Annotated in this window: 25 protein-coding genes; 17 read left to right on the plus strand and 8 right to left on the minus strand. The window is 62.1% G+C overall.

The genetic code is table 11. The annotated features are described in order from the left end of the window. The 7 genes from cysT to G3O01_RS39545 all read left to right on the plus strand — a co-directional run bounded on the left by cysT (nt 1) and on the right by G3O01_RS39545 (nt 6,951). Complete coding sequence (gene cysT / locus G3O01_RS39515; protein ID WP_205812908.1) at nt 1-891, plus strand: sulfate ABC transporter permease subunit CysT; 891 nt, start codon at nt 1-3, stop codon at nt 889-891. Beyond that, nucleotides 888-1,856, plus strand: coding sequence for a sulfate ABC transporter permease subunit CysW (gene cysW, locus G3O01_RS39520; RefSeq protein WP_205812909.1), 969 nt, complete (start codon nt 888-890; stop codon nt 1,854-1,856). The genes cysT and cysW overlap by 4 nt, the downstream gene beginning before the upstream one ends. Before the next feature lie 15 nt (nt 1,857-1,871). Continuing rightward, a complete protein-coding gene (locus tag G3O01_RS39525) occupies nt 1,872-2,930 on the plus strand; it encodes a sulfate ABC transporter ATP-binding protein (protein WP_205812910.1) in 1,059 nt (352 codons plus the stop codon). A 69-nt stretch (nt 2,931-2,999) separates the two neighbouring features. Next, entirely contained in the window at nt 3,000-3,926 is a 927-nt protein-coding gene (locus tag G3O01_RS39530) for a CysB family HTH-type transcriptional regulator (protein ID WP_109478445.1), read from the plus strand. An 86-nt stretch (nt 3,927-4,012) separates the two neighbouring features. After that, the gene (locus G3O01_RS39535; protein WP_241024658.1) at nt 4,013-5,044 is read left to right on the plus strand and encodes an asparaginase; all 1,032 of its coding nucleotides are present in this window, start codon (nt 4,013-4,015) and stop codon (nt 5,042-5,044) included. 336 nt (nt 5,045-5,380) lie between these two features. After that, nucleotides 5,381-6,643, plus strand: coding sequence for a PQQ-dependent sugar dehydrogenase (locus tag G3O01_RS39540; RefSeq protein WP_205812912.1), 1,263 nt, complete (start codon nt 5,381-5,383; stop codon nt 6,641-6,643). Beyond that, the gene (locus G3O01_RS39545) at nt 6,640-6,951 is read left to right on the plus strand and encodes a cytochrome c (RefSeq protein ID WP_205812913.1); all 312 of its coding nucleotides are present in this window, start codon (nt 6,640-6,642) and stop codon (nt 6,949-6,951) included. The genes G3O01_RS39540 and G3O01_RS39545 overlap by 4 nt, the downstream gene beginning before the upstream one ends. Before the next feature lie 1,068 nt (nt 6,952-8,019). On the opposite strand, the gene G3O01_RS39550 is transcribed toward G3O01_RS39545, so the two are convergent. From G3O01_RS39550 to gcl, 3 genes are all read right to left on the minus strand, one after another. Next, complete coding sequence (locus tag G3O01_RS39550) at nt 8,020-8,928, minus strand: 2-hydroxy-3-oxopropionate reductase (RefSeq protein ID WP_205812914.1); 909 nt, start codon at nt 8,926-8,928, stop codon at nt 8,020-8,022. Nucleotides 8,929-8,999: 71 nt separating this feature from the next. Then, nucleotides 9,000-9,800, minus strand: a complete 801-nt coding sequence (gene otnI / locus G3O01_RS39555; protein WP_205812915.1) for a 2-oxo-tetronate isomerase — start codon at nt 9,798-9,800, stop codon at nt 9,000-9,002. A gap of 105 nt (nt 9,801-9,905) precedes the next feature. After that, nucleotides 9,906-11,681 (minus strand): glyoxylate carboligase, encoded by a 1,776-nt coding sequence (gcl, locus tag G3O01_RS39560; RefSeq protein WP_205812916.1) that lies wholly within the window; start codon nt 11,679-11,681, stop codon nt 9,906-9,908. A gap of 181 nt (nt 11,682-11,862) precedes the next feature. Between gcl and G3O01_RS39565 the strand changes: the two genes are divergently transcribed. Then, nucleotides 11,863-12,774 carry a LysR family transcriptional regulator gene (locus tag G3O01_RS39565; RefSeq protein WP_205812917.1) on the plus strand — a complete coding sequence of 304 codons (912 nt, stop codon included), beginning with the start codon at nt 11,863-11,865 and terminating at the stop codon, nt 12,772-12,774. Nucleotides 12,775-13,518: 744 nt separating this feature from the next. Here the strand turns inward: G3O01_RS39565 and G3O01_RS39570 are convergent. Beyond that, nucleotides 13,519-13,890, minus strand: a complete 372-nt coding sequence (locus G3O01_RS39570) for a cupredoxin domain-containing protein (protein ID WP_205812918.1) — start codon at nt 13,888-13,890, stop codon at nt 13,519-13,521. 13 nt (nt 13,891-13,903) lie between these two features. Beyond that, a complete protein-coding gene (locus tag G3O01_RS39575; protein ID WP_205812919.1) occupies nt 13,904-14,797 on the minus strand; it encodes a metallophosphoesterase in 894 nt (297 codons plus the stop codon). Nucleotides 14,798-14,960: 163 nt separating this feature from the next. On the opposite strand from G3O01_RS39575, the gene G3O01_RS39580 reads away from it, so the two are divergent. The 9 genes from G3O01_RS39580 to G3O01_RS39620 all read left to right on the plus strand — a co-directional run bounded on the left by G3O01_RS39580 (nt 14,961) and on the right by G3O01_RS39620 (nt 21,755). Continuing rightward, nucleotides 14,961-15,755, plus strand: coding sequence for an RNA polymerase sigma factor (locus G3O01_RS39580; protein ID WP_346779259.1), 795 nt, complete (start codon nt 14,961-14,963; stop codon nt 15,753-15,755). Beyond that, nucleotides 15,745-16,683, plus strand: coding sequence for an anti-sigma factor (locus tag G3O01_RS39585; RefSeq protein WP_205812921.1), 939 nt, complete (start codon nt 15,745-15,747; stop codon nt 16,681-16,683). Before G3O01_RS39580 ends, G3O01_RS39585 begins: the two co-directional genes overlap by 11 nt. A 230-nt stretch (nt 16,684-16,913) precedes the next feature. Next, nucleotides 16,914-17,288 carry a 30S ribosomal protein S6 gene (gene rpsF / locus G3O01_RS39590; RefSeq protein ID WP_205812922.1) on the plus strand — a complete coding sequence of 125 codons (375 nt, stop codon included), beginning with the start codon at nt 16,914-16,916 and terminating at the stop codon, nt 17,286-17,288. A 65-nt stretch (nt 17,289-17,353) separates the two neighbouring features. After that, nucleotides 17,354-17,653 carry a primosomal replication protein N gene (priB, locus tag G3O01_RS39595; RefSeq protein WP_109482970.1) on the plus strand — a complete coding sequence of 100 codons (300 nt, stop codon included), beginning with the start codon at nt 17,354-17,356 and terminating at the stop codon, nt 17,651-17,653. Between the two features lie 2 nt (nt 17,654-17,655). Beyond that, nucleotides 17,656-17,931, plus strand: a complete 276-nt coding sequence (gene rpsR, locus G3O01_RS39600; protein WP_012400321.1) for a 30S ribosomal protein S18 — start codon at nt 17,656-17,658, stop codon at nt 17,929-17,931. A 27-nt stretch (nt 17,932-17,958) separates the two neighbouring features. Beyond that, nucleotides 17,959-18,411 (plus strand): 50S ribosomal protein L9, encoded by a 453-nt coding sequence (gene rplI, locus G3O01_RS39605; RefSeq protein ID WP_205812923.1) that lies wholly within the window; start codon nt 17,959-17,961, stop codon nt 18,409-18,411. Nucleotides 18,412-18,581: 170 nt separating this feature from the next. After that, nucleotides 18,582-19,970 (plus strand): replicative DNA helicase, encoded by a 1,389-nt coding sequence (locus G3O01_RS39610; protein ID WP_205812924.1) that lies wholly within the window; start codon nt 18,582-18,584, stop codon nt 19,968-19,970. Between the two features lie 148 nt (nt 19,971-20,118). After that, on the plus strand, nt 20,119-20,745 hold the full coding sequence (locus G3O01_RS39615) for a DUF47 family protein (RefSeq protein WP_205812925.1): 627 nt from the start codon (nt 20,119-20,121) through the stop codon (nt 20,743-20,745). After that, a complete protein-coding gene (locus G3O01_RS39620) occupies nt 20,745-21,755 on the plus strand; it encodes an inorganic phosphate transporter (RefSeq protein WP_205812926.1) in 1,011 nt (336 codons plus the stop codon). The genes G3O01_RS39615 and G3O01_RS39620 overlap by 1 nt, the downstream gene beginning before the upstream one ends. Before the next feature lie 36 nt (nt 21,756-21,791). On the opposite strand, the gene G3O01_RS39625 is transcribed toward G3O01_RS39620, so the two are convergent. The 3 genes from G3O01_RS39625 to G3O01_RS39635 form a co-directional block, all read right to left on the minus strand. Next, on the minus strand, nt 21,792-22,598 hold the full coding sequence (locus G3O01_RS39625) for an SDR family oxidoreductase (RefSeq protein WP_205812927.1): 807 nt from the start codon (nt 22,596-22,598) through the stop codon (nt 21,792-21,794). 90 nt (nt 22,599-22,688) lie between these two features. After that, a complete protein-coding gene (locus G3O01_RS39630; RefSeq protein WP_205812928.1) occupies nt 22,689-23,795 on the minus strand; it encodes an NlpC/P60 family protein in 1,107 nt (368 codons plus the stop codon). A gap of 209 nt (nt 23,796-24,004) precedes the next feature. Next, nucleotides 24,005-25,578, minus strand: a 1,574-nt coding sequence (locus G3O01_RS39635) for a PhoH family protein (protein ID WP_205812929.1), incomplete at its 5' end; no start/stop codon positions are given.

Below are 25,578 nucleotides of genomic sequence, written 5' to 3' on the forward strand. Positions count from 1 at the left end.
ATGACGACGTTGACCTTTCGAAAGCCGAGCGCGATCCCCGGATTCGGCCTGACACTCGGCATCACGGTGGCGTATCTGAGCCTCGTGGTGCTGATTCCGCTCGCGTCCACTTTTCTGAAGACGGCCACGCTGGACTGGAGCCAGTTCGTGCGTGCCGTTTCGTCGCCGCGCGTGCTGGCGTCGTACCGGCTGACGTTCTTTTCGGCGCTCGGCGGCGCGCTGATCAATGCGGTGTTCGGCTTTCTGGTGGCGTGGGTGCTGGTGCGCTACAAGTTTCCGTTCAAGCGTATCGTCGATGCCGTCGTCGATCTGCCGTTCGCGCTGCCGACTTCCGTCGCAGGTATCTCGCTCGCGGCGATCTATTCGGGCAACGGCTGGGTCGGGCAGTTTCTCGAACCACTCGGTATCAAGATCGCTTTTACGCCGGTGGGCGTACTGGTTGCGCTGACATTTATCGGCTTGCCGTTCGTCGTGCGCACAGTGCAGCCCGTGCTCGAAGAATTCGAGCGCGAGCAGGAGGAAGCAGCTGCGTGCCTGGGCGCATCGCGCTGGCTGACGTTCCGCCGCGTCGTGTTTCCCGCGGTGTTTCCCGCGCTGCTGACGGGCTTTGCGCTGGCGTTCGCGCGCGCACTGGGCGAATACGGTTCGGTGATCTTTATCGCGGGCAATGTGCCGATGAAGTCCGAAATCACGTCGCTGCTCATCATCACGAAGCTCGAGCAATACGACTACGCAGGCGCGACTGCGCTGGCCGTCGTGATGCTCGTCGTGTCGTTCGTGATGCTGCTGTTGATCAACACGCTGCAGTGGTATCTGCAGCGGCGCACGAGCCGCGGACGTACGGCACCGACGGCCGCGCCCGCCGCCGCACTGACGGGAGGTGCGCAATGAGCCAGGATTCCGTGCTGCTGTCGCAGTCGTCGGCGAAAAGCGCAAACGCCGCGCGCCGGCCCGATCCCGTGACGGAGCCGCGCCTTGTGCGTTGGGTCCTGACGGGCATTGCGCTGCTGTTTCTGGCGCTGTTTCTCGTGCTGCCGCTCGTCGCCGTGTTCTATCAGGCGTTCAGCAAGGGCGTGGCGTACTACTTCGAGTCGCTCGCCGATCCCGATGCCGTCTCCGCAATCAAGCTCACGTTGCTGACGGCTGTGATCGCCGTGCCGCTCAATCTCGTGTTCGGGCTGGTCGCGTCGTGGTGTATCGCGAAGTTCGAGTTCCGCGGCAAGGCTTTGTTGACGACGCTGATCGACCTGCCGTTTTCTGTTTCGCCCGTGATTTCCGGCCTGATCTACGTGCTGATGTTCGGCGCACAAGGCTGGTTCGGCCCGTGGCTCGCCGATCACAACGTGCAGATCATTTTCGCGGTACCTGGCATCGTGCTCGCGACGATCTTCGTCACGTTCCCTTTCGTTGCACGTGAACTGATTCCGCTGATGCAGGCGCAAGGCAACGACGAAGAAGAAGCTGCGCACGTGCTCGGCGCATCCGGCTGGCAGATTTTCCGGCGCGTCACGCTGCCGAACGTGAAATGGGGCCTGCTGTATGGCGTGATCCTGTGTAACGCGCGGGCGATGGGCGAATTTGGTGCGGTGTCGGTGGTGTCGGGCCATATTCGCGGGCAGACGGACACGATGCCGCTGCACGTGGAAATTCTCTATAACGAATACAACTTCTCGGCGGCCTTCGCCGTGGCGTCGGTGCTCGCGTTGCTCGCGCTCGTCACGCTCGGCCTGAAGCTGCTCGCCGAGCGCCATATGTCGGCGGAACTGGCGAGCGCGCGCGATGTGCCCGCGCATGCCGGTCCCGTCAGCAAGCCGTCCGCGCAGACGGCGAACACCGCAGCACAATCGGTTCAGTAAGGAGAGTTGTCAAAGATGGGTATCACCGTACGCAATCTGCAAAAACGCTTTGGCGATTTCACCGCGCTCGACAACGTCTCGCTCGATTTCCCGCCGGGCGAACTCGTCGCGCTGCTTGGACCGTCGGGCTGTGGCAAGACCACGCTGCTGCGCGTGATCGCGGGCCTCGAATACGCGGATGCCGGCCAGGTCGTGCTGCAAGGCCAGGATGTCGCGGAAGTGGGTGCGCGCGAGCGCAACGTCGGCTTCGTGTTCCAGCATTACGCGCTGTTCCGCCACATGACGGTGTTCGAGAACGTCGCGTTCGGGCTGCGTGTGAAGCCGCGCAAGGAGCGTCCGTCGGAGGCAGTGATCCGCGAGAAGGTGCATGAACTGCTGAAGCTCGTGCAACTCGACTGGCTCGCGCAGCGTTATCCGTCGGAACTGTCGGGCGGTCAGCGGCAACGTATTGCGCTGGCGCGTGCGCTTGCTGTCGAGCCGAAAGTGCTGCTGCTCGACGAGCCGTTCGGCGCACTCGACGCGAAGGTCCGCAAGGAACTGCGCAGCTGGCTGCGCCGTCTGCACGACGATCTGCATATCTCGACGATCTTCGTCACGCATGACCAGGAAGAAGCGCTCGAAGTGGCAGACCGCATCGTCGTGCTAAATCACGGGCACGTCGAGCAGGTGGGCAGCCCGCAGGACGTGTACGACCATCCGCAAACATCGTTCGTGTACGAGTTTCTCGGCGCGGCGAACCGTCTGCATGGAAGTGTCGACGGCACGGGCTTCGTGGTCGACGGCGCGGCACAGCCGATCGCAATCGAAGCCAACTTCCAGGGCCCAGCCTTCGCCTACGTGCGTCCGCACGATCTCGTGCTGTATCCGCAGGCGTCGGGTCATCGCGATGGCATCGTGGTCGGCGTGCGGCGCGTGGTGACGCTCGGCGGCTCGGTGCGTGTCGAACTCGAAGGCAATGCAGGGCATGTACTCGAAGCGGAACTGGATCGTGAAGCATGGCGCGAGTTGCAGCTGGCCGTCGGCGATGGCGTGACGGCCGTGCCGCGCGCGCTGCGCGTTTTCCCCGCACACTGAGCCTGTCTAACAGGGCGCAAGCAGGGCATTGAACAACAAACCTACTCTGGACGAACCGGAGACATCGATATGAATTTCCAGCAGTTGCGCTTCGTGCGCGAAGCCGTACGGCAAAACATGAACCTGACGGAAGTGGCGAACGTGCTGTACACGTCGCAGTCGGGCGTTTCCAAACAGATCAAGGATCTCGAGGACGAACTGGGCGTCGATATTTTCATTCGACGCGGCAAGCGCCTGACGGGTCTCACGGAGCCCGGCAAGGCTGTGCATCAGCTGATCGAGCGCATGCTGCTCGATGCGGAGAATCTGCGCCGCGTCGCGCGCCAGTATGCCGATCAGGACAATGGCCACCTCGTCGTCGCGACCACGCACACGCAGGCACGCTATGCGCTGCCGAAGGTGGTGCGTCAGTTCACCGAGGTCTATCCGAAGGTGCATCTTGCGCTGCGCCAGGGTAATCCGCAGCAGATCGCGCAGATGATCATCAACGGCGAGGCGGATATCGGCATCTCGACGGAAGCGCTCGACCGGTATCCCGACATCGTGACGTTCCCGTGCTATTCGTGGCATCACGTCGTGGTGGTGCCGAAGGGGCATCCGCTCGTTGGCCGCGAGAACCTGACGCTCGAAGAGATCGGCGAATACCCGATCGTCACGTACGACCAGGACTTCACGGGCCGCTCGCATATCGACCAGGCGTTCGCGAAGGCGGGCGCGCTGCCCGATGTCGTGCTCACCGCAATCGATGCCGACGTGATCAAGACCTATGTCGAACTCGGCATGGGCATTGGCATCGTCGCGGCGATGGCGTTCGATCCGAAGCGCGACACGGAACTCGTTGCGCTCGATACGCAGCATCTGTTCGAAGCGAGCACGACGCGCGTCGGCTTGCGCAAGGGCGCGTTCCTGCGCGCGTATGCGTACCGGCTGATCGAAATGTTCGCGCCGCAACTGCATGAAGCGGATATCGCGAGCCAGTTGCGCGAAGCGGCTTGATAGCAGGGCTTTTGCACGCGAGTCTCATGTAGAGGCTCGCGTTTTCATCGATGGCGGCCGGGCGTGCATCGCTTACAATCGCCGCCATGAATACTTCCACTCCTTCCTCTGCATCGCGCGCCTTGCCGCGCCTTGCCGTGCTCGCCACAGGCGGCACGATCGCGGGCGCGGCGCCCGATGCGACCAATACTTCCGGCTATCAGGCGGGCGTCGTCGGCGTCGGGCAGTTGCTCGCGGCCGTGCCGTCGCTGGCTGCCGTGGCGAACGTGCAGGCCGAACAGGTCGCGAGCGTCGACAGCAAGGACATGGCGCTCGCGCTGTGGACCACGCTTGCGCAGCGCGTCAACACGCTGCTGGCTTCCGATGAAGTCGACGGCGTCGTCATCACGCATGGCACCGATACGCTCGAAGAAACCGCTTATCTGCTGCATCTGACTGTGAAGAGCGACAAGCCTGTCGTGCTGACGGCGGCGATGCGGCCGTCGTCGGCGCTTTCCGCCGATGGCCCGCTGAATCTGCTGAACGCGGTGATCGTTGCGGGTAGCGCCAAAGCTAAAGGACAGGGCGTGCTGGTTGCGTTCAACAATCGCATTCACAGCGCGCGCGATGTCGTGAAGACGAGCACGTATGCCGTCGATGCGTTTCAATCGCCGGAAATCGGTGCGCTCGGCTGGGTGCAGGATGGACGCGTCGAATTTCAACGCAGCGTCGTGCGGCCGCATACGACGGCGACGCCATTTTCGATTGATGCGATCGGCACGCAATGGCCTGTGGTCGAAGTGGTGACGAGCTATGCGGGCGTGTCGCGTGTGGCCGTCGACGCACTCGTTGCGGCGGGCGTGAAGGGCCTCGTCGTCGCGGGCACGGGCAACGGCTCGATTCACTCGACGGTGCAGGCCGCGCTCGCCGAAGCCGCATCGAAAGGCGTGGCGATCGTGCGTTCGTCGCGTGTCGGCTCGGGGCATGTGATGCGCAACGGCGCTGCCGCCGACGATGCGCTCGGCTTCGTCACGGCAGGCGCACTGAACCCATACAAGGCGCGGGTGTTGCTCATGCTCGCACTCGCAGCGGGTCACACGACGCCGGTTGCATTGCAGCAAGTCTTCGATACGTACTGATTCTTTCCTTTTCAAGCAACGGCGCGATGACTCCGCACGGATATATCGCGCCGTTTCCTCACATTCCCTCGCTATACAGCCTGCAACGCGAATCACGCGAGGCAGGCATTCGTTCCGACGTTTGACTGAACATCGTCTATAACAGTCAATAGCCGGACGATTGTCGCTGCACGCGCAACGAGTCAGGCAAGCTTTCGGAAAGCATCGCACGCGGGTTCCGTTGCACTTGCAACGGCTTGCGATGCCGTCACGGATTGCACCAATCACGTTCATGTCTTTCCAGTACCCGTCGTTGCAGGTCCAACAAACCGCATCAGAATGACAGGAGACACACCGATGAACGCATCCCTGAAGCTCTTGCCGCTGGCTGTCGGCGCGGCGCTCGCGTTTCTGCCCGCCGCTTACGCCGCGCAGGACAACGTGCAGACGCTGTCGAACTTCAAGACGACGGGCAACACCAAACCCGCCGAAACCGTGCAGCAGACAGGCTCGCGCGCCGACGCGCTGCGCGAGAACCTGAAGGCGATCAAGCTGCCGCCGGGCTTCAAGATCGAGCTGTACGCGGTGGTGCCGGAGGCGCGCGCGATGGCGATCGAGCCGTCGACGGGCGTGGTATTCGTCGGCACGCGCAAGGATCGCGTGTGGCAGGTGACGGACCGGACCAAGCGGCGCGTGGCCGACGACGTGGTCCAGTTCGCGAGTTCCGTCACGTTCAAGGTGCCCAATGCCGTGTGTTTCTCGCCGGATGGCGTGCTGTATATCGTCGAGCAGAACCGCGTGTTGGCGTTTCCTGCCGCGCAGTTCTTCGGCGAGGGCGGGCCGGACGTAGCCGCCGCTGTGGTCGTGCCGCAGGGCAAGCTGATCCCGACGCAGTTCGAGAGCTTCAATCACGGCGCACGCTATTGCCGCATCGGGCCCGACAAGAAGTTGTACATTGCGCTCGGCCAGCCCTGGAATGTGCCGCCAAAGGACAAGCTCGCCGATCTGGACAAGAACGGCCTCGCGGGCATTATCCGCCTCGACCAGAACGGCAAGAACCGCGAAGTGTATGCGCATGGCGTGCGCAATTCGGTGGGCCTCGATTTCAACCCGAAGGACAAGTCGCTGTGGTTCACCGACAACCAGGTGGACGGCATGGGCGACGACATCCCGCCCGGCGAGCTGAATCACGCGACGAAGGCGGGCGCGAACTTCGGCTTCCCGTGGTATGGCGGCGGCCATGTGCGCACGGAAGAGTACAAGGACCAGACACCGCCGGCGGGCGTGGTGTTCCCGATGGTCGAGTACGCGGCGCACGCGGCGGACCTCGGCATGTCGTTCTATACGGGCAAGATGTTCCCTGAGAAGTATCAGGGCGGCATCTTTGATGCCGAGCATGGCTCATGGAATCGCACGAAGCCGATCGGCGCGCGGATCATGTTCACGCCTGTCAAGGATGATGGTTCGGTCGGGGAGACCGAGGTGTTTGCCGAGGGGTGGCTGACGCCGAATGGCGAGTACATGGGACGTCCTGTCGATGTGCAGCAGTTGCAGGATGGGTCGTTGCTGGTGTCCGATGACTATGCGGGTGCTATTTACCGGATCTCTTATTCGAAATGATGCGATTTTTTTTGATGCCGCTGGCGGTTGTGTTCGCTGTTGCAGGTTTTGCCTGCCCGGCGAATGCAGCCGATGTAGCGAAGGGGCGCGCGAAGGCGATTCAGTGCCAGGCGTGTCATGGGATGGATGGCATCGCCAAGATTCCCGAAGCGCCTAATCTGGCAGGGCAGAATGAGGATTATCTCGTCAAGGCGTTGAAGGATTTTAAATCTGGTGTCAGGCAGAATGACATGATGTCAGTGGTTGCCAAGCCTCTGTCTGATGAGGATATTGCTAATCTGGCGGCGTTTTATCATAGCCTGAAGTGAGCGTTTTCTTTGTCTTGCGACGCTTGGGGTGGTTTGCTTTTGGTTTCGCTGGCATCCGCGATTTGTTATCGGTTTGCCTGGGTTGCCCCTGTGCGGGGCGGCACCTACTTTTCTTTGCCGCGGCAAAGAAAAGTAGGCAAAAGAAAGCCGCTGAACACCGCCCGTTCTTGACCACCGCCTGAGGGCCCCCAACGGGTCCTCCGCTTCAAACGGCGTTCTGCCATTCAATGCCCGCTGCCAGCGCTTTAAATCGGCGCATCACCCGCTTCACACTCCCGCGTCGCCGCCAGCGCGATCAAATAGCCCGCGTTCTATAGCGGCAAACTGTGTGTAGGTTTTCGCGGCGTATGCACTTCACTCCGGACTGAAAAGCGGGATTGGTGTCGTAAGAACGATGAGGTGTGGGGCACTACGACTACGACCTGCACACAGTTTGCCACCTGGGCGGCCGTAACCATTTGCTGCCGCTGGGGGCGCTACGGGTGATTGAAGTGGGTGAGGCTTCTATTCGAAGCGTTGGCAACGGGCAGTGAATAGCAGAATGCCGTTTGAAGCGGAGGAACGGTTGGGGGCCCTCAGGCGGTGGTCAAGAACGGGCGGTGTTAGCCCGCTTTCTTTGCTTACTTTCTTTGCGGCGGCAAAGAAAGTAAGTGCCGCCCCGCACAGGGGCAACGCATGCGCCGCGTAGGCGCTACGCGGATGCCAGCGCAAAACCAAAAAAAGCCGAATCAGCGTCGCGAGACAAGGCAAAGTAATTGCCGCGCCGCACAGGGGCAACGCCTGAAGCACGAAGACAAATCGCGGATGCCAGCGACAACAAAAGCAATCAAAACCTAAAATGGCTTCGCAGAAAAAACAAAAAAATCCGACAGCAGGACACCCGACGATAACGTCTGACCGACCAAGGCTTCCCCGTCATCGCCGGGTGCCGCTGCGGACCCCACTCGTCGCTCTCAGCCCAGAGCGACTTGATTTGCCCGATCCGATGCGTGCCGCGCGCCGGACCAGGCGCCCCACCAGTGCGCTACCGCAAGCAACGCGGCAGCACTAAAGTAAAAACAGACTCGCTCAAGCAGCCTTCTGATCTGCTGCCGGCGCTTGCGCCACTTCGAAGTTAGCCATGATCTCGAGCGCGCGAACCATCGCCGAGTGATCCCAGGCCTTGCCGCCATTCGCCGCGCACACGCTGAACAATTGCTGCGCGCTCGCCGTATGCGGTAGGGCAATACCCAGCTTGCGTGCGCCGTCGAGCGCGAGGTTCAGATCCTTCTGGTGCAACTCGATCCGGAAGCCCGGGTTGAACGTGCGCTTCGTCATGCGCTCGCCGTGCACTTCGAGAATGCGCGACGACGCGAAACCGCCCATCAGCGCCTTGCGAACGCGCTCCGGATCGGCGCCCGAGCGTGCCGCGAACAGCAGCGCTTCGGCAACCGCTTCGATGTTCAGCGCAACGATGATCTGGTTCGCGACCTTGCAGGTCTGGCCCGCGCCGTTGTCGCCGATCAGCGAGATGTTCTTGCCCATCAGTTCGAACAGCGGCTTGGCGATATCGAACGACTTCTGCGGGCCGCCGACCATGATCGTCAGCGTCGCTTCGCGTGCGCCGACTTCGCCGCCGGAGACAGGCGCGTCCAGATAATCGCAGCCCAGTTCGTTGATCTTCTTCGCAAACGCCTGTGTGTCGAGCGGCGAGATCGAGCTCATGTCGATCACCAGCTTGCCCTTGCTGAGACCCTTCGCGACGCCGTCATCGGCGAACAGCACGTTCGCGACGTCGGGCGTGTCCGGCACCATCATGATGACGATGTCGGCAGTCTGCGCAACAGCCGTCGAATCGGCGACCACGGTGGTCGTCTTGGCGAGATCTTCCGGCACCGGGTATGCGCCATTGACGAACAGCGTGTGGCCGCCCTTGATGAGGTTGCGCGCCATGTGCGCGCCCATGATGCCGAGGCCGATGAAACCGATCTTTGCCATTACGTAAGTCTCCAGAAAATAAGGTTCGAAATGTGCTCGTGTGTGCTGCGATCAGGCGAGGGCTGCGAGGCTCAAGCCGACACGCCGGCGCGCTTGACGCCCGCCACGCTCTCCAGCCAGCCGAGGCCTTCAGCGGTGGTCGTGCGCGGCTTGTACTCGCAGCCGATATAGCCCTGATAGCCGAGCGAATCGAGCAGATCGAACAGGAACGGATAGTTGATTTCGCCCGTCCCCGGCTCGTTGCGGCCCGGGTTGTCGGCGAGCTGGATGTGAGCGATCTGCGCGAAGTTCTTCTTGATCGTCGCGGCGAGTTCGCCTTCCATCCGTTGCATGTGATAGATGTCGTATTGCAGGAACAGGTTGTCGGAGCCGACGGCCTGAATCACATCGAGTCCTTCCGACGAGCGGTTCAACGCGAAGCCCGGAATGTCGTACGAGTTGCACGGCTCGACCAGCAACCGGATGCCTTCTTTCTTCAACGCAGCCGCGGCGAAGCGCAGGTTGTCGACGATCGTCGCACGCGCCTTGTCGGCCTCGACGCCCTTTGGAATACCGACGAGGCAGTTCAGTTGCGGCACCTTCAGGGCCTTCGCGTATTCGATCGCGCGACCGACACCTTCCTGGAACTCGCCGACGCGATCCGGCAGCGAAGCGATCCCGCGTTCACCTGCTTCCCAGTTGCCTGCGGGCAGGTTGTGCAAGACGAGCTTCAGCTTGTTCTGCTCGAGACGTTCGGCCACTTCGGCGATCTGGTACGGATAGGGGAACAGAAATTCGACGGCGTTGAAGCCCGCGTCGGCGGCCGCTGCGAAGCGGTCGAGGAACGGGACTTCGTTGAACAGCATCGTGAGATTCGCGGCAAATTTCGGCATGTTGCTTTTTCTCTCTGGTCGGTCAAATTGAACAGCGTGACGCGGATGAATGCGATTCGTTGAGAACGCATTCATCCGGATGAAGCGGGTCCCGCAGATACAGCCTTAATCGAGCAGGCTGACGGCGCTCGGGGCATCGGCACGCGTCACGGCGAGGTCTTCGAACTCGTTGATCGCGTCGATTTCGGTGCCCATCGAGATGTTCGTCACACGCTCGAGAATCACTTCGACGATCACGGGCACGTTGAACTCGGAGAGCATCGACTGCGCCTTTTCGAGCGCAGGCTTGAGTTCTTCCGGCTTGAACACGCGGATCGCCTTGCAACCCAGACCTTCGGCAACCGCCACGTGATCGACGCCATAGCCTTCGAGTTCCGGCGCGTTGATGTTGTCGAACGCGAGTTGCACGCAGAAGTCCATGTCGAACGCGCGCTGTGCCTGGCGAATCAGGCCGAGATACGAGTTGTTGACGACCACATGCACATACGGCAGCTTGAATTGCGCGCCCACGGCCAGTTCTTCGATCATGAACTGGAAGTCGTAGTCACCCGACAGTGCGACGATCGGGCGCTGCGGATCAGCCGCACGCACGCCGAGTGCCGCAGGGATCGTCCAGCCGAGCGGGCCTGCCTGGCCGCAGTTGATCCAGTTGCGCGCCTTGAACACGTGCAGGAACTGCGCGGCGGCGATCTGCGACAGACCAATCGTGCTGACGTAGCACGTATCGCGGCCGAACACCTTGTTCATCTCTTCGTACACGCGCTGCGGCTTCATCGGCACGTTGTCAAAGTGCGTCTTGCGTTGCAGCGTGCGCTTGCGTGCCTGGCATTCTTCGACCCATGCGCCGCGGTCCTTCAGCTTGCCCGCAGCCTTCCATTCCTTTGCGACTTCGACGAACAGTTCGAGCGCCTTCTTCGCATCGGACACGATGCCGAGATCGGGGCCGAACACACGGCCGATCTGCGTCGGTTCGATATCGACGTGCACGAACTTGCGGCCCTTCGTGTAGACCTCGACGCTGCCCGTGTGACGGTTCGCCCAGCGGTTGCCGATGCCGAGTACGAAGTCCGAGGCGAGCATCGTCGCGTTGCCGTAACGGTGCGACGTCTGCAGGCCGACCATGCCTGCCATCAGCGGGTGATCGTCGGGAATCGCGCCCCACGACATCAGCGTCGGGATCACCGGCACGCCGATCGTTTCGGCGAACTGCACGAGCAGGTCTTCAGCGGCTGCGTTGAGCACGCCGCCACCGGAGACGATCAGCGGCTTCGCGGAATCGTTGAGCAGCGTGAGCGCGGCTTCGATCTGCTTGCGCGTGGCAGCAGGCTTGTAGATGGGCAGCGGCTCGTACGTATCGATGTCGAACTCGATTTCGGCGAGTTGCACGTCGATCGGCAGATCGACCAGGACAGGGCCCGGACGGCCCGAGCGCATCAGATGGAAGGCCTGCTGGAACACGCGCGGCACGAGAGCCGGTTCACGCACCGTAACGGCCCACTTCGTGACGGGCTTGGCGATCGATTCGATATCGACGGCCTGGAAGTCTTCCTTGTACAGACGCGCGCGGGGCGCCTGGCCGGTGATCGCGAGGATAGGAATGGAGTCGGCCTGGGCCGAGTACAAACCGGTGATCATGTCGGTGCCGGCGGGGCCCGACGTGCCGATACACACGCCGATGTTGCCCGGCGAAGCACGCGTATAGCCTTCGGCCATGTGCGATGCGCCTTCGACGTGGCGCGCCAGCACGTGACTGATGTTGCCTGCCTTGCGCATGGCCGAGTAAAACGGGTTGATGGCGGCGCCGGGAACGCCGAAAGCCGTGTCGATGCCTTCTTTTTCGAGCACGAGCACCGCTGCGTCGACGGCTCTCATCTTGGCCATGAATGTCTCCTGGAAGTCTGTAAAGCGGATGGGTGTTAGACACACTTTAAGACTGCATCCAAGGTTTGATAAGATCATTCACGGTCGCTTATTCCAAAACAAAAAGTATGGAATGCGGCTGGCGCGCCGGGTGGCGTGCACGAGGGGAGACGCCCGCGCCACGGGCTTGAGGAGACAAAAAATGGACCGCTTCAAGCAGATAGAAACGTTCGTGCGCGTCGCTGACGCGGGCAGCCTTGCGTCCGCGGCGCTGGAAGAGGGCGTGTCGCCCGTGATTCTGGGGCGTCGGATCGACGCGCTGGAAAAGCGTCTTGGCGTGAAATTGATGTATCGCTCGACGCGGCGGCTGGTGGTCAGCGAAGAGGGCGCAGCGTTTCTCGAGCGGTGCCGCGGGCTGCTCAGCGAATGGGATCAGGCGGAAAACGAGCTGATGGCGGGGCGGCGGTCGGTGAACGGCCATCTGATCGTGTCGGCGCCTGCCGCGTTCGGGCGAAAGCATGTTGCGCCGCTCGCGCCCGAATTTCTGAAGGACAAGCCGGAACTTCAGGTTTCGTTCAATCTGACTGACCGGGTCGTCGATCTGGTGCGCGAAGGGTATGACCTGTCGATTCGCATCGGCGGCGCGGTGGATCCGAACTTTGTCGCGGTGAAGCTGGCGACCAACCGGCGGGTCGTGTGCGGGACGCCTGAGTATTTCCGCAAGCATGGCAAGCCGAAGACGCTCGAGGACCTGCCGGCTCACAATTGCCTCGCGTTCAATCTTCAGGGCGGGCAGAACCGCGGCTGGTACTTCCGGCGCAATGGCAAGCTGACGACGGTGCGTGTCGGTGGGACGCTCGATTGCAACGACGGCGAGTTGCTGCACCGCTGGGTGTCGGAAGGGCTAGGGCTCGGCTGGCGCTCGACGTGGGAGATCGATCAGCAACTGGCTCGAGGTGAACTCGAAACTGTGCTTGATGAATATGCGCTGCCTGATTACGACATTCTGGCTGTGTATCCGCAGCAGCGGTATGTGCCCGCTAAGGTGCGGTATTTCATTGATTATCTGAAAGAGGTTTATTCGCGGGCGGATTATTGGGTTAATGCTGGGTAGTTTTTGTCTTGCGACGCTTTGTTTGGTTTGCTTGTGTTGTCGCTGGCATCCGCGTTTTGTTACTGGTGCTTCAGGCGTTGCCCCTGTGCGGGGCGGCACTTACTTTCTTTGCCGCCGCAAAGAAAGTAAGCAAAGAAAGCGGGCTAACACCGACCGTACTTGACCACCGCCTGAGGGCCCCCAACGGGTCCTCCGCTTCACACGGCAACTTCTCAGTCACCGCCCGCTGCCAACGCTTCGAATAGTCGTCTCACCCACTTCAATCACCCGTAGCGCAGCCAGCGGCAGCGAATGGCCACGGCCGCCCAGGTGGCAAACTGTGTGTAGGTCGTAGTACTCCACACCTCAGCGCTCTTACGACACCGATCGCTTTTTTCAGTCCGGAGTGGTGCGTGTACGCCGCGACAGCCTACACACAGTTTGCCGCTATAGAACGCAGGAAATGCGGTCGCGCGAATGGCGACGCGAGAGTGTGAAGCGGGTGATGCGCTCAATAAGAGCGTTGGCAACGGGCGTCGAGAAGAGCGGCGCCGCATGAAGGAGAGGACCCGTCGGGGGCCCTCAGGCAGGAACAAGAATTAGCGGTGTTCAGCGGCTTTCTTTTGCCTACTTTTCTTTGCCGCGGCAAAGAAAAGTAGGTGCCGCCCCGCACAGGGGCAACGCGTGAAGCACCGATAACAAACCGCGGATGCCAGCGACAACACAAGCAAACCAAACAAAGCGTCGCAAGACAAAAAGCAAACCTCACCCAACAACAATAGTCCCATTCATAGTCTCATGCCCCGACCCACAAAAAATATCGCAGAGAAAATCAACCGTGCCCGCATCCCCAGCCTGCGCCGGCACGCGAACAGTGGCACCAGGCGGCACATCAGCCCGCACGTTGTACTGTGGAATCGAGAACCCCATCACAGTGTCCTGAGCGGTCAGCTCAAACACCACATTCTCATGCGGCGCGAGCTTGATCTGATTCGGCGTGAACACAAACTTACGCGCATTGACCTTGATAACGCGAGGCTCAGCGGCGTGCGCATCGAACCGTCCAGCAACAGCCAGAACAGCCCCCATCGCGGTCAGCGTAAAAAGACGTCGTCGATTGACAGCAAAGCTCTGCATGAACATCTCCCCGTTATGACGTCCTGATCTGCATCTCTTCGAGCGCGAGCGCGCCGGTTGGTCCTGCTACTTCCACCTGCCGCCAGCCCAGCCCGCGATACGGCGCGGACGCATCCCACGGAACAGGAAGCTTCTTGCTCTGCGACATCGCAGCCGGCAACGGAAACATCAGCGAGCGCGCCGCATGATGCGCGATGTTGCCCGTTACCATGTGATGCTCCTGATGGATATGCCCATAAAACACCGTCACGTTCCTGCGGCGGCTCAACACGTCGATCACCTGCGCGCCGTCGCGTGTCGCCCAATCCCACTGCGGCGCGAGATCGAATAGCGGCCGGTGCGTGAAGACGACGATGCGCGCATCCTGCGGCTGTTTGTCGATATCGGTGGAGAGCCACGCGATCTGCTCTTCGCCGACGCGGCCAGCCGGGTCCGACACGTTGTCGATCGTGATGAAGTGCACGCCCTTGTGATCGAACGTGTAATGCGTCTGGCCGAAGTGCTCCTTGTACGCCGCGCCCGCATCGAGGCTCGCGTCGTGTTCGCCTGGCATCAGATAGAGCGGCTTCACCTTCAGTTGCGCGATGATCTGCTGGAACTGGCGCATGCGTTCGTGACGCAGCGCGGTGTCGTCGGTGGTGTGCGTCAGGTCGCCCGTGAAAATCACGAAATCGGGCGGCGACGGCAACGCGTTGACGGCGGCAATCGCCTTCGGCAGCGTGCCCTTCGGATCGGGGTTCACGCCGGGTCCTTCGAAACCCCAATGCGCATCCGAAAGCTGGACGAAATAGAAATCTTCGTCGCGTCCATAGCTGAAACCGGGCAATCCGGATGCGAACGCCGCGCCGCCAACTGCCGCAAGTCTCAGGAAGTCGCGCCGCTTCAGGCATTTGAGCGTAGTTTGCATGGTCTCCTCGCGAGTTAAGGACTCGTCTGCGATACCGCGCCACCGTGCTTCCTATTCCCGGATCGCGAACTTTATTTTTCGCAGGATGCGAAAAAAGTGGGAATAAACTGGATTGCAGATGGGTTTTGCAGCCGTGAAGTCTGGGCAAGCCTGGAGGCGATCGGTGGATGAGACCGGAAAACATGCGCAAGGCGACGCACGCGCCGAGGCGGCACGCAGTCTGCGTTTTCAGCAGATGGCGCTGCCACATCTCGACGCTGCGTACAACCTCGCGCGCTGGCTGTGCGGCAATGGGCACGACGCCGACGACGTCGTGCAGGACGCGTTCATGCGCGCCTACCGTTTCTTCGACACATTTCACGGCGAGACCGCGCGGCCCTGGCTGCTCGCGATTGTGCGGCGCACGTGGTACACGGAATGGCGAAGGCGATCGGGCGGCGTGAACGCGACGATCGAGTTCGACGAGAACCTCGACGACGCGTCCTTCGAAGGCTGGAGCACGGGTTCGCCCGACCCCGAAGCGCTGATGATCCGCGACGAAGATACGCGGCTCGTGCACGAGGCGCTCGAACAGCTGCCCGTCGAATACCGCGAGGTGCTGATCCTGCGTGAGCTCGAAGAGCTGAGCTACCGCGAGATCGCGACGATTGCGGATCTGCCCGTAGGCACCGTGATGTCGCGCCTCGCGCGCGGCCGGCGCAAGCTCGCAACGGTGCTGACATCGCTGCAATCGAAGGGGAACACGCGATCGAAGGGCGGCGCGCGCGATGGAGGCTCGGCGCACCGTGCGCCGGACGGGGCGGGCGACGTGCCGGGCGCACGGCCCGCGATGCGCGTGTCGGCCCAGACACAGGGGCACGTGGGCGCGGCCCCACGTAGAACCGACAGCGGCTGGATGCCGCACGCTCCCGGCGCGTTGCCGGGCGGACTCGCACAGGAGGCGCCAGATGGACTGTAACGAAGCACGGCCGCTTCTCGATGCGAATGCGGACCACGAACTCACGCCGCCGCAATCGCGCGATGTGCAGCGGCATATCGAAAGCTGCGAGGCCTGCCGGAGGGAAAGCGAGATGGTGCGGGCAATGAAGGGCGCGGTGCGCTCGGCCAATTACTACCGCGCGCCGGACGAACTGCGCGCGAAGATCATGGCGGCGCTGCCGTCGACGGAACTTGCCGCGCAGCAAGGGGCGGCGCGCGACAGCGAGATGCGCGCCGAACCGCGGGCGAGGCAACGCAAGGGCTGGTTCGACTGGCTGCGGCTGCCGCAACTACCGAAGGGTGGCGGTTTCGGCTCGCTGGCGGGCGAGGGTGCGGGCGGCGCGATGAGCGGCGGCTGGCAGTCGGGCGCAGCCTGGCGCGGCGGCCTTGCTCTGGCCTTGTGCGTGCTGGTCGCGGCGGGCATCGCGGTGACGCTGCATCGTACGGGCGAACCGTTGCCGCTCGTCGACGAACTGGTGGCGAGCCACGTGCGGGCGCAACTGTCGGGGCACGATATCGACGTCGTGTCGTCGGATCAGCATACGGTCAAACCGTGGTTCAACGGCAAGATCGACTATGCGCCGCCCGTCGAGGATCTCGCGGCGAGCGGCTTTCCGCTTGCGGGCGGCCGACTCGACTACGTGGGGCATCGGCGGGTCGCTGTGCTGACGTATAAGCACGCGAAGCATGTGATCGACGTCTACGTGTTCCCCGAGGACGATCGCGCGGCGGGCAAGCCAGGCGCGCCGCTGGTGCAGGACGGCTATGCGGTCGCGCGCTGGCGCGATGAAGGGATGATGTGGTGGGCCGTGACGGACGCCGCCCCCGAGTCGCTTACGGCGTTGCAGGCGGCGCTCACCGCGCGGCTGCATGGCGGAGAGGCTGGGGCGCCTTATTCGGGCAGCTGAAACGGATCGCCGGGCGCGAACCAGCGTAAATATTCACGTTCGAAGGGCGGCAGGCGGCGCGTTCCAGTGCCTCCGCCGCTCTAAATCATTGAAAACACGTCCGAATCCACTGTTTGTGACCTGCTTTATCTTGCAAACACTGCCGATTCAGGTTATATTCTTCGGCTTCTCACTTGCCACACCGGTTCCGACGCCCGGGTGGCTTCTATCCATAAGTCCAAGGAGTGAACATGCGTCATTACGAAATCGTATTCATCGTGCACCCCGATCAGAGCGAGCAAGTGCCCGCCATGATCGAGCGTTACAAGTCGACGATCACGTCGCACGGTGGCCAGATCCACCGTATCGAAGACTGGGGCCGTCGCCAGCTGGCCTACATGATCGAGAAACTCGCGAAGGCTCACTACGTCTGCATGAACATCGAATGCGACCAGGCCACGCTCGACGAACTCGAACACGCGTTCAAGTTCAACGACGCCGTCCTGCGTCACCTCATCGTCAAGATGAAGAAGGCCGAAACCGGCCCGTCGCCGATGATGAAGGAAGTGCAGCGCGAAGAAGCCAAGAAGGCGGCCGCATCGCAGCCGACCGAAGCGCAGGCTTAAAGCAGAACCGTTAAGCCATCAGAGTGACGCGGCACGCTCTCAATCAGCGTCCGTAAAAGGAATCGATGAACCGGCTGCAACTCACGGCAAGTGTCGTCGAACGCGAAATAGTGCGGTACACCCCCGCAGGCGTTCCGATAGCAGGCTGTACGTTGCAGCACCGCACGCAGGTAGTCGAGGCGGGCATTGCCCGAACCGTCGAACTGACCATGCAGGCGGTTGCGGCCGGCGAGGCGAGCGGCAAGCTGGAACGGGTTGAAATGGGCGTCGAAACGCTTTTCACCGGTTTCCTGGCCAAGAAAAACCGCAACGCGCGAACTCTGGTGTTTCACATCACAGAATTGCAGGACATTGGAAAGGACTAATCATGCCCCGCCCGACTGGTAAGAAATTCGACAAGCGTCGTCAGCAACAAAACCCGCTCTTCAAGCGCAAGAAGTTCTGCCGTTTCACGGCTGCAGGTGTCGAACAGATCGACTACAAGGACATCGATACGCTGAAGGACTTCATCGGCGAAAACGGCAAGATCACGCCGGCACGTCTGACGGGTACCAAGGCCCACTATCAACGCCAGCTCGACACGGCAATCAAGCGCGCACGTTTCCTCGCGCTGATGCCGTACACCGATCAGCACAAGGCCTAACCGGACGACGTCACAAGGAGCATCCGAATGCAAATCATTCTTCTCGAAAAAGTTGTGAACGTCGGCAACCTGGGCGACATCGTCAAGGTCAAGGACGGCTACGCACGTAACTTCCTGATCCCGAACAAGAAGGCACGCCGCGCAACGAAGGAAGCGATCGCTGAATTCGAAGTTCGCCGCGCAGAACTGGAAAAGGTCGCTGCTGAAAAGCTGACAGCTGCTCAGGCTCAAGGCGAAAAGCTGGCAGGTCTGACGGTCCAGATCGCACAGAAGGCTGGCGTCGACGGCCGTCTGTTCGGCTCGGTGACGAACGGTGACATCGCTGACGCACTCACGAAGCAAGGCTTCGCAGTGGAAAAGGCGCAAGTGCGTCTGCCGGAAGGCCCGCTGAAGATCGTTGGCGATCACCCGGTGCACGTTTCGCTGCACACGGACGTCACGGTTGACGTGACGGTCGCAGTGCTGGGCGAGCACGCGTAAGCATCAGCTACGCAAGATGTAGTTCGCCAGGAAATTTCTGGCGATAAAGGGCAGGGGCCGGGAAACCGGCCTCTGCCTTTTTTGTTCTCTGCAATCGTCGTTTACGATCGCGAATTCCCGCTTCGCCCGGCGCTATCTTGCAGACTCTATTTGATCGATAATTCCACCCCATGAACGCACCGTCGAAAGATCCTCAAATCGAGTCGCTGAAAGTCCCGCCCCATTCCATCGAGGCCGAGCAATCGGTTCTGGGCGGTCTGCTGCTCGACAACGGCGCATGGGACCGCATCGCTGACTTCCTTGCGCAAAGCGACTTCTACCGCTACGACCATCGCATCATTTTCGAGCACATCGGCAGGCTGATTGCGGCGACGCGTCCCGCCGACGTCGTGACCGTTTATGAAGCGCTCACGACGGCTGGCAAGGCCGAAGAGGTCGGCGGACTCGCGTACCTGAACGCGCTTGCGCAGAACACGCCGAGCGCGGCGAACATCCGGCGCTATGCTGAAATCGTGCGGGATCGCGCGGTGCTGCGCCGTCTGGTGTCGGTTGCCGACGAAATTTCCGCCGACGCATTCAATCCGCAAGGCAAGGAAGTCCGCCAGCTGCTCGACGAAGCGGAGTCGAAGGTGTTCTCGATTGCCGAAGACGGCGCGCGCGGCACGCAGGGCTTCCTCGAAATCGGTCCGCTGCTCACGCAGGTGGTCGAGCGCATCGACACGCTGTACCACACGGCCAATCCGAGCGATGTGACCGGCACGCCGACAGGCTTCGTCGATCTCGACCGGATGACCTCGGGCATGCACGGCGGCGAACTGATCATCGTGGCAGGGCGCCCGTCGATGGGTAAGACGGCGTTCTCGATGAACATCGGCGAATACGTGGCTGTCGAATATGGTCTGCCCGTAGCCGTATTCTCGATGGAAATGCCGGGCACGCAGCTGACCATGCGTATGCTCGGCTCCGTCGGCCGGCTCGACCAGCACCGCATGCGCACCGGACGTCTGACGGACGAAGACTGGCCGAAACTCACGCACGCCGTCCAGAAAATGAGCGAGGCGCAGCTTTTCATCGACGAAACGGGTGGTCTGAACCCGATGGAACTGCGTTCGCGTGCTCGGCGTCTGTCGCGCCAGTGCGGCAAGCTCGGCCTGATCATCATCGACTACTTGCAGCTGATGAGCGGCTCGTCGTCGGGTGAAAACCGCGCGACGGAGATCTCGGAAATCTCGCGATCGCTCAAGAGCCTTGCGAAGGAACTCGACGTTCCCGTGATCGCGCTGTCGCAGCTGAACCGCGGTCTGGAACAGCGCCCGAACAAGCGGCCGATCATGTCCGACTTGCGCGAATCAGGTGCAATCGAACAGGACGCGGACGTGATCCTGTTCATCTATCGCGACGAAGTCTACAACCCGGACAGCCCCGACAAGGGCACCGCCGAAATCATCATCGGCAAGCAGCGTAACGGTCCGATCGGCCCTGTTCGACTCACGTTCCACGGGCAATTCACGAAGTTCGACAACTTTGCGGGTCCGCAGAATTTCTACGGCGGCGAGTAACACACTCTGAGCGGGCGGGGAAACCAGGTTGCACCCGCCGTTGCGCGCGCGCACAAAACCAGGTCGCGCGGCGCACCCGGAATGGTCGGGAACGGTACAATATTGCGGTTTTATGACAGCCTCACCGTGACCATTTTCTGGGACCCCAATGTTCGGTCGATTCATGCCCACCGAGGGCAAATTCTTTGAAATCTTCAACGCTCACGCGAAGCACATCGTCGCAGGCAGCCGCGAACTCGAGTTGTTGATCGATAACCTCGGCGACGCTGAGATCCACAAGCAGAACGTGCAAACGGCCGAAAAAGCGGCCGACAAGCTCACGCACGAAACCATCGATCTGCTGCACAAAACCTTCATCACGCCGCTCGACCGCGACGAAATCCACAAGCTGATCACCACGATGGACGACATCCTCGACCTGATGGAGGACGTCGCCACGGCCATTTCGCTGTATGACGTGCGGGCCGTGACGTCGGAGGCGAGCCAGCTCGCGCACATTTCGACGGCTTGCTGCGTGCGCGTGCAGGCGGCTGTCGCGATGCTGTCGGACATGAAGCAGGCGCGTGAAATCCTGAAGGCCTGCGAAGATATCGACCGTCTGGAGTCGGATGCGGACCGCGTGCTGCGCTCGGCGATGTCGAAACTCTTCCGCGAGGAAGATGACGTCAAGAATCTGATCAAGCTGAAGGCGATCTACGAGCTGCTGGAGTCGATCACTGACAAGTGTGAGGACGTGGCGAACATCATCGAAGGCATCGTGCTGGAAAACGCGTAATGCATTCGATTCAACTCGCCATCTGGGCGGTCACGACGCTCGTGCTCGTCGCGCTCGTTTTCGACTTCATGAACGGCTTTCACGACGCGGCGAACTCCATCGCCACCGTCGTCTCGACGGGCGTGCTGAAGCCGCAACAGGCCGTCGCATTCGCCGCCGCGTTCAACGTCATCGCCTATTTCATCTTCCACCTGAAAGTCGCGCAGACGGTCGGCAAGGGCACGATCGATCCCGCCATTGTCGACCACTATGTGGTGTTCGGCGCGCTGGTCGGCGCGATCGGCTGGAACATCGTCACGTGGTACTACGGCATTCCGTCCAGCTCGTCGCATGCGCTGATTGGTGGGCTGGTGGGCTCGGCGCTTGCCAAGTCAGGCTGGGCCGCGCTGAACTGGGATGGTCTGCTGAAGACGGTCACGTTCATCATCGTGTCGCCGCTGCTCGGTTTCGTGCTGGGCTCGTTCTTCATGCTGCTGGTGTCGTGGATCTATTTCCGCACGCCGCCCAGCAAGGTGGACCGGCGCTTCCGCCGTTTGCAGCTGGTGTCGGCGGGGCTGTACAGCCTGGGCCACGGCGGCAACGACGCGCAGAAGACCATCGGCATTATCTGGATGCTGCTGATCGCAACGGGTTACGCGTCGACCACGGCCGATGCGCCGCCGCTGTGGGTGATCGGTGCGTGTTATCTGTCGATGGGTCTCGGCACGCTGTTCGGCGGCTGGCGCATCGTACGCACGATGGGCCAGAAGATCACCAAGCTCAAGCCTGTCGGCGGCTTCTGCGCGGAGGCGGGCGGCGCGATCACGCTGTTCATCGCGTCGTTCCTCGGCATTCCGGTATCCACCACGCATACGATCACCGGCGCAATCGTCGGCGTCGGCGCGACGCAGAAGCTGTCGGCCGTACGCTGGGGTGTCGCCGGCAATATCGTCTGGGCGTGGATATTGACCATTCCCGCGTCTGCCGTGCTCGCGGCGGCCGGCTGGTGGCTCGGCCACCGCTTCCTTTAAAGCGACGTCAGCGGCTTCAGATACAGCGCGCCGCGGTCAGATCAGCGGCGCGCTGCCTCCATCCATCGGGACAATCGCTCCCGTCACATAGCTCGCGCGGCGGCTCGCCAGAAACAGCGCGACGTCTGCAATCTCTTCCGGTTTCGCAAAACGCCCGAGCGGCACGCGCGCTTCGCCGCGCGCAAGCGCTTCGGCGGCTTCGATGCCTTCGCGCGACGCTTCCAGTTTCAATGCTTCGTCGACGCGCTCCGTCAGCGTCGCGCCCGGGTTGATCGCGTTGATGCGAATCCCGTAGCGCGCGTAATAGTGCGCAAGCCCGACAGTCGCCAGCATCAGCGCCGCGTTGGCCGCGCCGCCCGCGATATGAATATCGCTTGCGATCTTGCCGCCCATCCCGATAATGTTGACGATCGTGCCCGGCTCCTTCGCCTTGCCGGATTTCACGCGCTCGGCCATGCGTTTCAGTACTTCCTGCTGCGGGTAGATATACGGAAAGTATTTCGCTTCCATCGTCGCCTTGAAGGCGGCGGCGTCGAGCGTTTCGGGGTCGTAGCGGCGCGCGGCGCCCGCGCTGTTGATCAGGATGTCGATCGGGCCAACGGCGCTTGTCGCTTCCTCGACGACGTCGGCGGCGCTATGCGGCTCATGCAGATCGGCGCGTGTCAGGTGCACATGCAGTCCTTCGCTCGACAGTTGCTCGCGGGCGCGGGCGAGGTTGGCGGGATCGCGTGACACGATCGCGACTTTCGCGCCTTCCATCGCGAACGCGCGCGCGCACGCGAGACCGATACCCTTGCTGCCACCCGTGATCAGAACCACTTTGTCTTTGAGACCGAGATCCATCTTGTCACCCGCCGTTAGGGAAATATCGTCAAAAGATAGCAGAGCCTGCGCCAGGCGGGTTGGACCGGCTGCGCATGTGGACGGTCCGGCTCAGTAATTGGCGAAGCCCGCGATCGGGTCGTCGTTGGTGTGCGTGGGCGCAGGGACAGGGCGCGAAGCCGTCGACGCCCGCATGATCTGCACGCCGCCCGGGTCGCTACTGACGCCCGGCGATTGGGCCTGACGAGCTTGGCGCGCCGCGACGGAGGCGGGCGGAGGCGGTTCGTAGGCATCGGCGGCGGCGTCGATGGCATCGGGCGCGGCGCTGTTGGCGCGTGTCGTCGCCGCCTCCTGCGGCGCCACGGCAGCCGGCGACACGGCGCCCGCTGCGCGTGCCTGTATCTGCGCGGCGGTCATGCCCGGTGGCGGCGGTTCGAACGGATCGGCGGATGCCGCGGCCGTTGCGACGGGCGCGGGCGCAACCGGACTCGCCACAGGTGCGGGTGGCGTCTGGGCAACGTATGCGCTGGATGAAACCCGCGATGCGCCGTACGCACTAGCCGACGCGTCCGGTGCGGGCGTCTTCGACGGCGCGACGGCGGAAACAGCAGGCGCCGCTGGCGCGGGCGCTGCCGCCTGATAGCTGGGAGCATCGAACGGCGTGATGGTCGGTTTGCCTAACGCGGGCGCGACCCGGCGGATGCCGTCGAAGCGCTTCGCCCAATACGGATTAGTGAGGTAATCGAGCCGCACGGTGCCGCCCGTCGACGGCGCATTGACGAAGCGCAGCTTGCCGACATAAATGCCGACGTGCGAATGCGGCCGTCCCGTCGTGTTGAAAAAAATCAGGTCGCCTGGCGCGACTTCGTCCGGTTCGACCGATTCACCGCGTGAACTCATATCGGCGGTCGTACGCGGCAGATTCACGGACGCCGCGCGCTGCACGACATAGTGGACGAGCCCGCTGCAATCAAAGCCGCTATCGGGCGTATTGCCGCCCCAGCGATACGGCACGCCCACGAGGCTCATCGCCTGAATCGAGATTTCTTCGCGGCCGATGCTGTGATCGACGAAATTAGGGAAGCCGGGCGGCGTGGTGCGGTACGCACCGCCCGAAGACGCATACGATCCGCCCGACGCGCGCACGGTCTTCTGCGGCGCGCCGGAGCAGGCGGCAAGCAGGGCGACGACCGACAGTGACAGCGCGAGGCGAAGCATGAATGCGAGGCGAATAAAGGCGTCGGCCAAAAGGGGGCGATGCCCGATGGTAGCCCGTCTGACGGGCCTCTCGCAAGAAATCTTGATGAATTACTTGAAGTTTACGCGCTAAATGTCAATTTCCTGCGACGCAACGCGAAATCGGCGCCCAAAGAAAAAGCCGCTTCCAGCGCAAACCGGAAGCGGCTTCGAACAGCAGAAAAAGCGCGTTACAGGATATCCGACGCGTAATCGGCCAGTCGCGAGCGCTCGCCGCGCGCCAGCGTCACGTGCCCGCTGTGCGCCCAGCCCTTGAAGCGATCGACCACGTAAGTCAGACCCGAACTGCCTTCCGTCAGATACGGCGTATCGATCTGCGCGATGTTGCCCAGACAGATGATCTTCGTGCCCGGACCCGCGCGCGTGACGAGCGTCTTCATCTGCTTGGGCGTCAGGTTCTGCGCCTCGTCGATGATCAGATACTTGTCGACGAACGTGCGGCCGCGCATGAAGTTCATGCTCTTGATCTTCAGGCGCGAACGGATCAGTTCCTGCGTCGCCGCGCGGCCCCATTCGCCCGCTGCGTCATCCGTTTTCTGCAGCACTTCGAGGTTGTCGTCGAATGCACCCATCCACGGCTGCATCTTTTCCTCTTCGGTGCCAGGCAGGAAGCCGATGTCTTCGCCGACAGGCACCGTCGCGCGCGTCACAATGATCTCGTTGTAGCGCTTGTCGTCGAGCACCTGCGCGAGACCGGCGGCGAGTGCGACCAGCGTCTTGCCTGTACCCGCCTGACCGAGCAACGTGACAAAGTCGATCTCCGGGTTCATCAGCAGGTTCAGCGCGAAGTTCTGCTCGCGATTACGCGCCGTGATGCCCCACACGTTGTTCTTGTGGTGGCCGTAGTCGCGCAGCGTCTGCAGCAGCGCCGTCTTGCCGTTCAGTTCGCGCACGATCGCGTGGAACGCCGGCTCGCCGTTCTGCGGCTCCAGATAGACGAACTCGTTGACCAGCATCGACGCGCACAGCGGACCCGTCACGCGGTAATACGTGGTGCCCGTCTTGGTGTCCTGCCAGCTCTCCATGTCCTTCGCGTGCTTCGTCCAGAAGTCGGGCGGCAGCTGGCGAATGCCGGAGTAGAGCAGGTCCTTGTCTTCAAGAACCTGGTCGTTGAAGTAGTCTTCAGCGGGCAGGCCGAGCGCGTGCGCCTTGATGCGCATGTTGATGTCTTTCGACACCAGCACGACCTGACGGTCTTCGCGATCGCGCTGCAGCGCGCGCACGACGCCGAGAATCTGATTGTCCGCCTTGCCTTGCGGCAGACCTTCGACAGGCTCGATATGCGTGAGCTTGGTCTGGAAGTAGAGGCGTCCGAGCGCTTCGCGGCTTCCGAGGCGCGACAGCGAAATGCCTTCCGACATGTCGCCCGCGTTAGCGACGAGCGAATCGAGCGTGCGGCTCACCTGACGCGCATTGCGCGCGACTTCCGACATGCCCTTCTTGTGATTGTCGAGCTCTTCCAACGTCATCATCGGCAGATAGACGTCGTGTTCCTCGAAGCGGAAGAGGCAGGTCGGATCGTGCATCAGCACGTTGGTGTCCAGCACGAACAGCTTGCGAACCTCGACCTGCGCAGTTTTGGCCGTGCCTTTCTTCGTGCCGGTGCGCGTTGCCTTGGCGCCCGCAGCGGCGGGGGCTTCGGCTTCCGCAGAACCCTTGCCGCGACGCGCGACGACAGGCGCGGCCGTGCCGGCGTCCGCAGCGGGGGCGGGCACGGGCTGCAGCAACGCGGCCGTCTGCTTCT

Origin of the sequence: Burkholderia sp. Ac-20365 (assembly GCF_017104715.1) — a bacterium.
GTDB lineage: Bacteria > Pseudomonadota > Gammaproteobacteria > Burkholderiales > Burkholderiaceae > Paraburkholderia.

What these genes read in the sequence shown, in the direction of transcription:
- priB (WP_109482970.1), top strand. Translation starts at nt 17,354, where the DNA reads ATGAACCGGCTGCAACTCACGGCAAGTGTCGTCGAACGCGAAATAGTG.
- G3O01_RS39545 (WP_205812913.1), top strand. Translation starts at nt 6,640, where the DNA reads ATGATGCGATTTTTTTTGATGCCGCTGGCGGTTGTGTTCGCTGTTGCA.
- G3O01_RS39550 (WP_205812914.1), bottom strand. Translation starts at nt 8,928, where the DNA reads ATGGCAAAGATCGGTTTCATCGGCCTCGGCATCATGGGCGCGCACATG.
- G3O01_RS39620 (WP_205812926.1), top strand. Translation starts at nt 20,745, where the DNA reads ATGCATTCGATTCAACTCGCCATCTGGGCGGTCACGACGCTCGTGCTC.
- G3O01_RS39610 (WP_205812924.1), top strand. Translation starts at nt 18,582, where the DNA reads ATGAACGCACCGTCGAAAGATCCTCAAATCGAGTCGCTGAAAGTCCCG.
- rpsF (WP_205812922.1), top strand. Translation starts at nt 16,914, where the DNA reads ATGCGTCATTACGAAATCGTATTCATCGTGCACCCCGATCAGAGCGAG.
- G3O01_RS39565 (WP_205812917.1), top strand. Translation starts at nt 11,863, where the DNA reads ATGGACCGCTTCAAGCAGATAGAAACGTTCGTGCGCGTCGCTGACGCG.
- cysT (WP_205812908.1), top strand. Translation starts at nt 1, where the DNA reads ATGACGACGTTGACCTTTCGAAAGCCGAGCGCGATCCCCGGATTCGGC.
- otnI (WP_205812915.1), bottom strand. Translation starts at nt 9,800, where the DNA reads ATGCCGAAATTTGCCGCGAATCTCACGATGCTGTTCAACGAAGTCCCG.
- rpsR (WP_012400321.1), top strand. Translation starts at nt 17,656, where the DNA reads ATGCCCCGCCCGACTGGTAAGAAATTCGACAAGCGTCGTCAGCAACAA.
- rplI (WP_205812923.1), top strand. Translation starts at nt 17,959, where the DNA reads ATGCAAATCATTCTTCTCGAAAAAGTTGTGAACGTCGGCAACCTGGGC.
- G3O01_RS39530 (WP_109478445.1), top strand. Translation starts at nt 3,000, where the DNA reads ATGAATTTCCAGCAGTTGCGCTTCGTGCGCGAAGCCGTACGGCAAAAC.
- G3O01_RS39540 (WP_205812912.1), top strand. Translation starts at nt 5,381, where the DNA reads ATGAACGCATCCCTGAAGCTCTTGCCGCTGGCTGTCGGCGCGGCGCTC.
- G3O01_RS39575 (WP_205812919.1), bottom strand. Translation starts at nt 14,797, where the DNA reads ATGCAAACTACGCTCAAATGCCTGAAGCGGCGCGACTTCCTGAGACTT.
- cysW (WP_205812909.1), top strand. Translation starts at nt 888, where the DNA reads ATGAGCCAGGATTCCGTGCTGCTGTCGCAGTCGTCGGCGAAAAGCGCA.
- G3O01_RS39585 (WP_205812921.1), top strand. Translation starts at nt 15,745, where the DNA reads ATGGACTGTAACGAAGCACGGCCGCTTCTCGATGCGAATGCGGACCAC.
- G3O01_RS39570 (WP_205812918.1), bottom strand. Translation starts at nt 13,890, where the DNA reads ATGCAGAGCTTTGCTGTCAATCGACGACGTCTTTTTACGCTGACCGCG.
- gcl (WP_205812916.1), bottom strand. Translation starts at nt 11,681, where the DNA reads ATGGCCAAGATGAGAGCCGTCGACGCAGCGGTGCTCGTGCTCGAAAAA.
- G3O01_RS39625 (WP_205812927.1), bottom strand. Translation starts at nt 22,598, where the DNA reads ATGGATCTCGGTCTCAAAGACAAAGTGGTTCTGATCACGGGTGGCAGC.
- G3O01_RS39630 (WP_205812928.1), bottom strand. Translation starts at nt 23,795, where the DNA reads ATGCTTCGCCTCGCGCTGTCACTGTCGGTCGTCGCCCTGCTTGCCGCC.
- G3O01_RS39535 (WP_241024658.1), top strand. Translation starts at nt 4,013, where the DNA reads ATGAATACTTCCACTCCTTCCTCTGCATCGCGCGCCTTGCCGCGCCTT.
- G3O01_RS39615 (WP_205812925.1), top strand. Translation starts at nt 20,119, where the DNA reads ATGTTCGGTCGATTCATGCCCACCGAGGGCAAATTCTTTGAAATCTTC.
- G3O01_RS39525 (WP_205812910.1), top strand. Translation starts at nt 1,872, where the DNA reads ATGGGTATCACCGTACGCAATCTGCAAAAACGCTTTGGCGATTTCACC.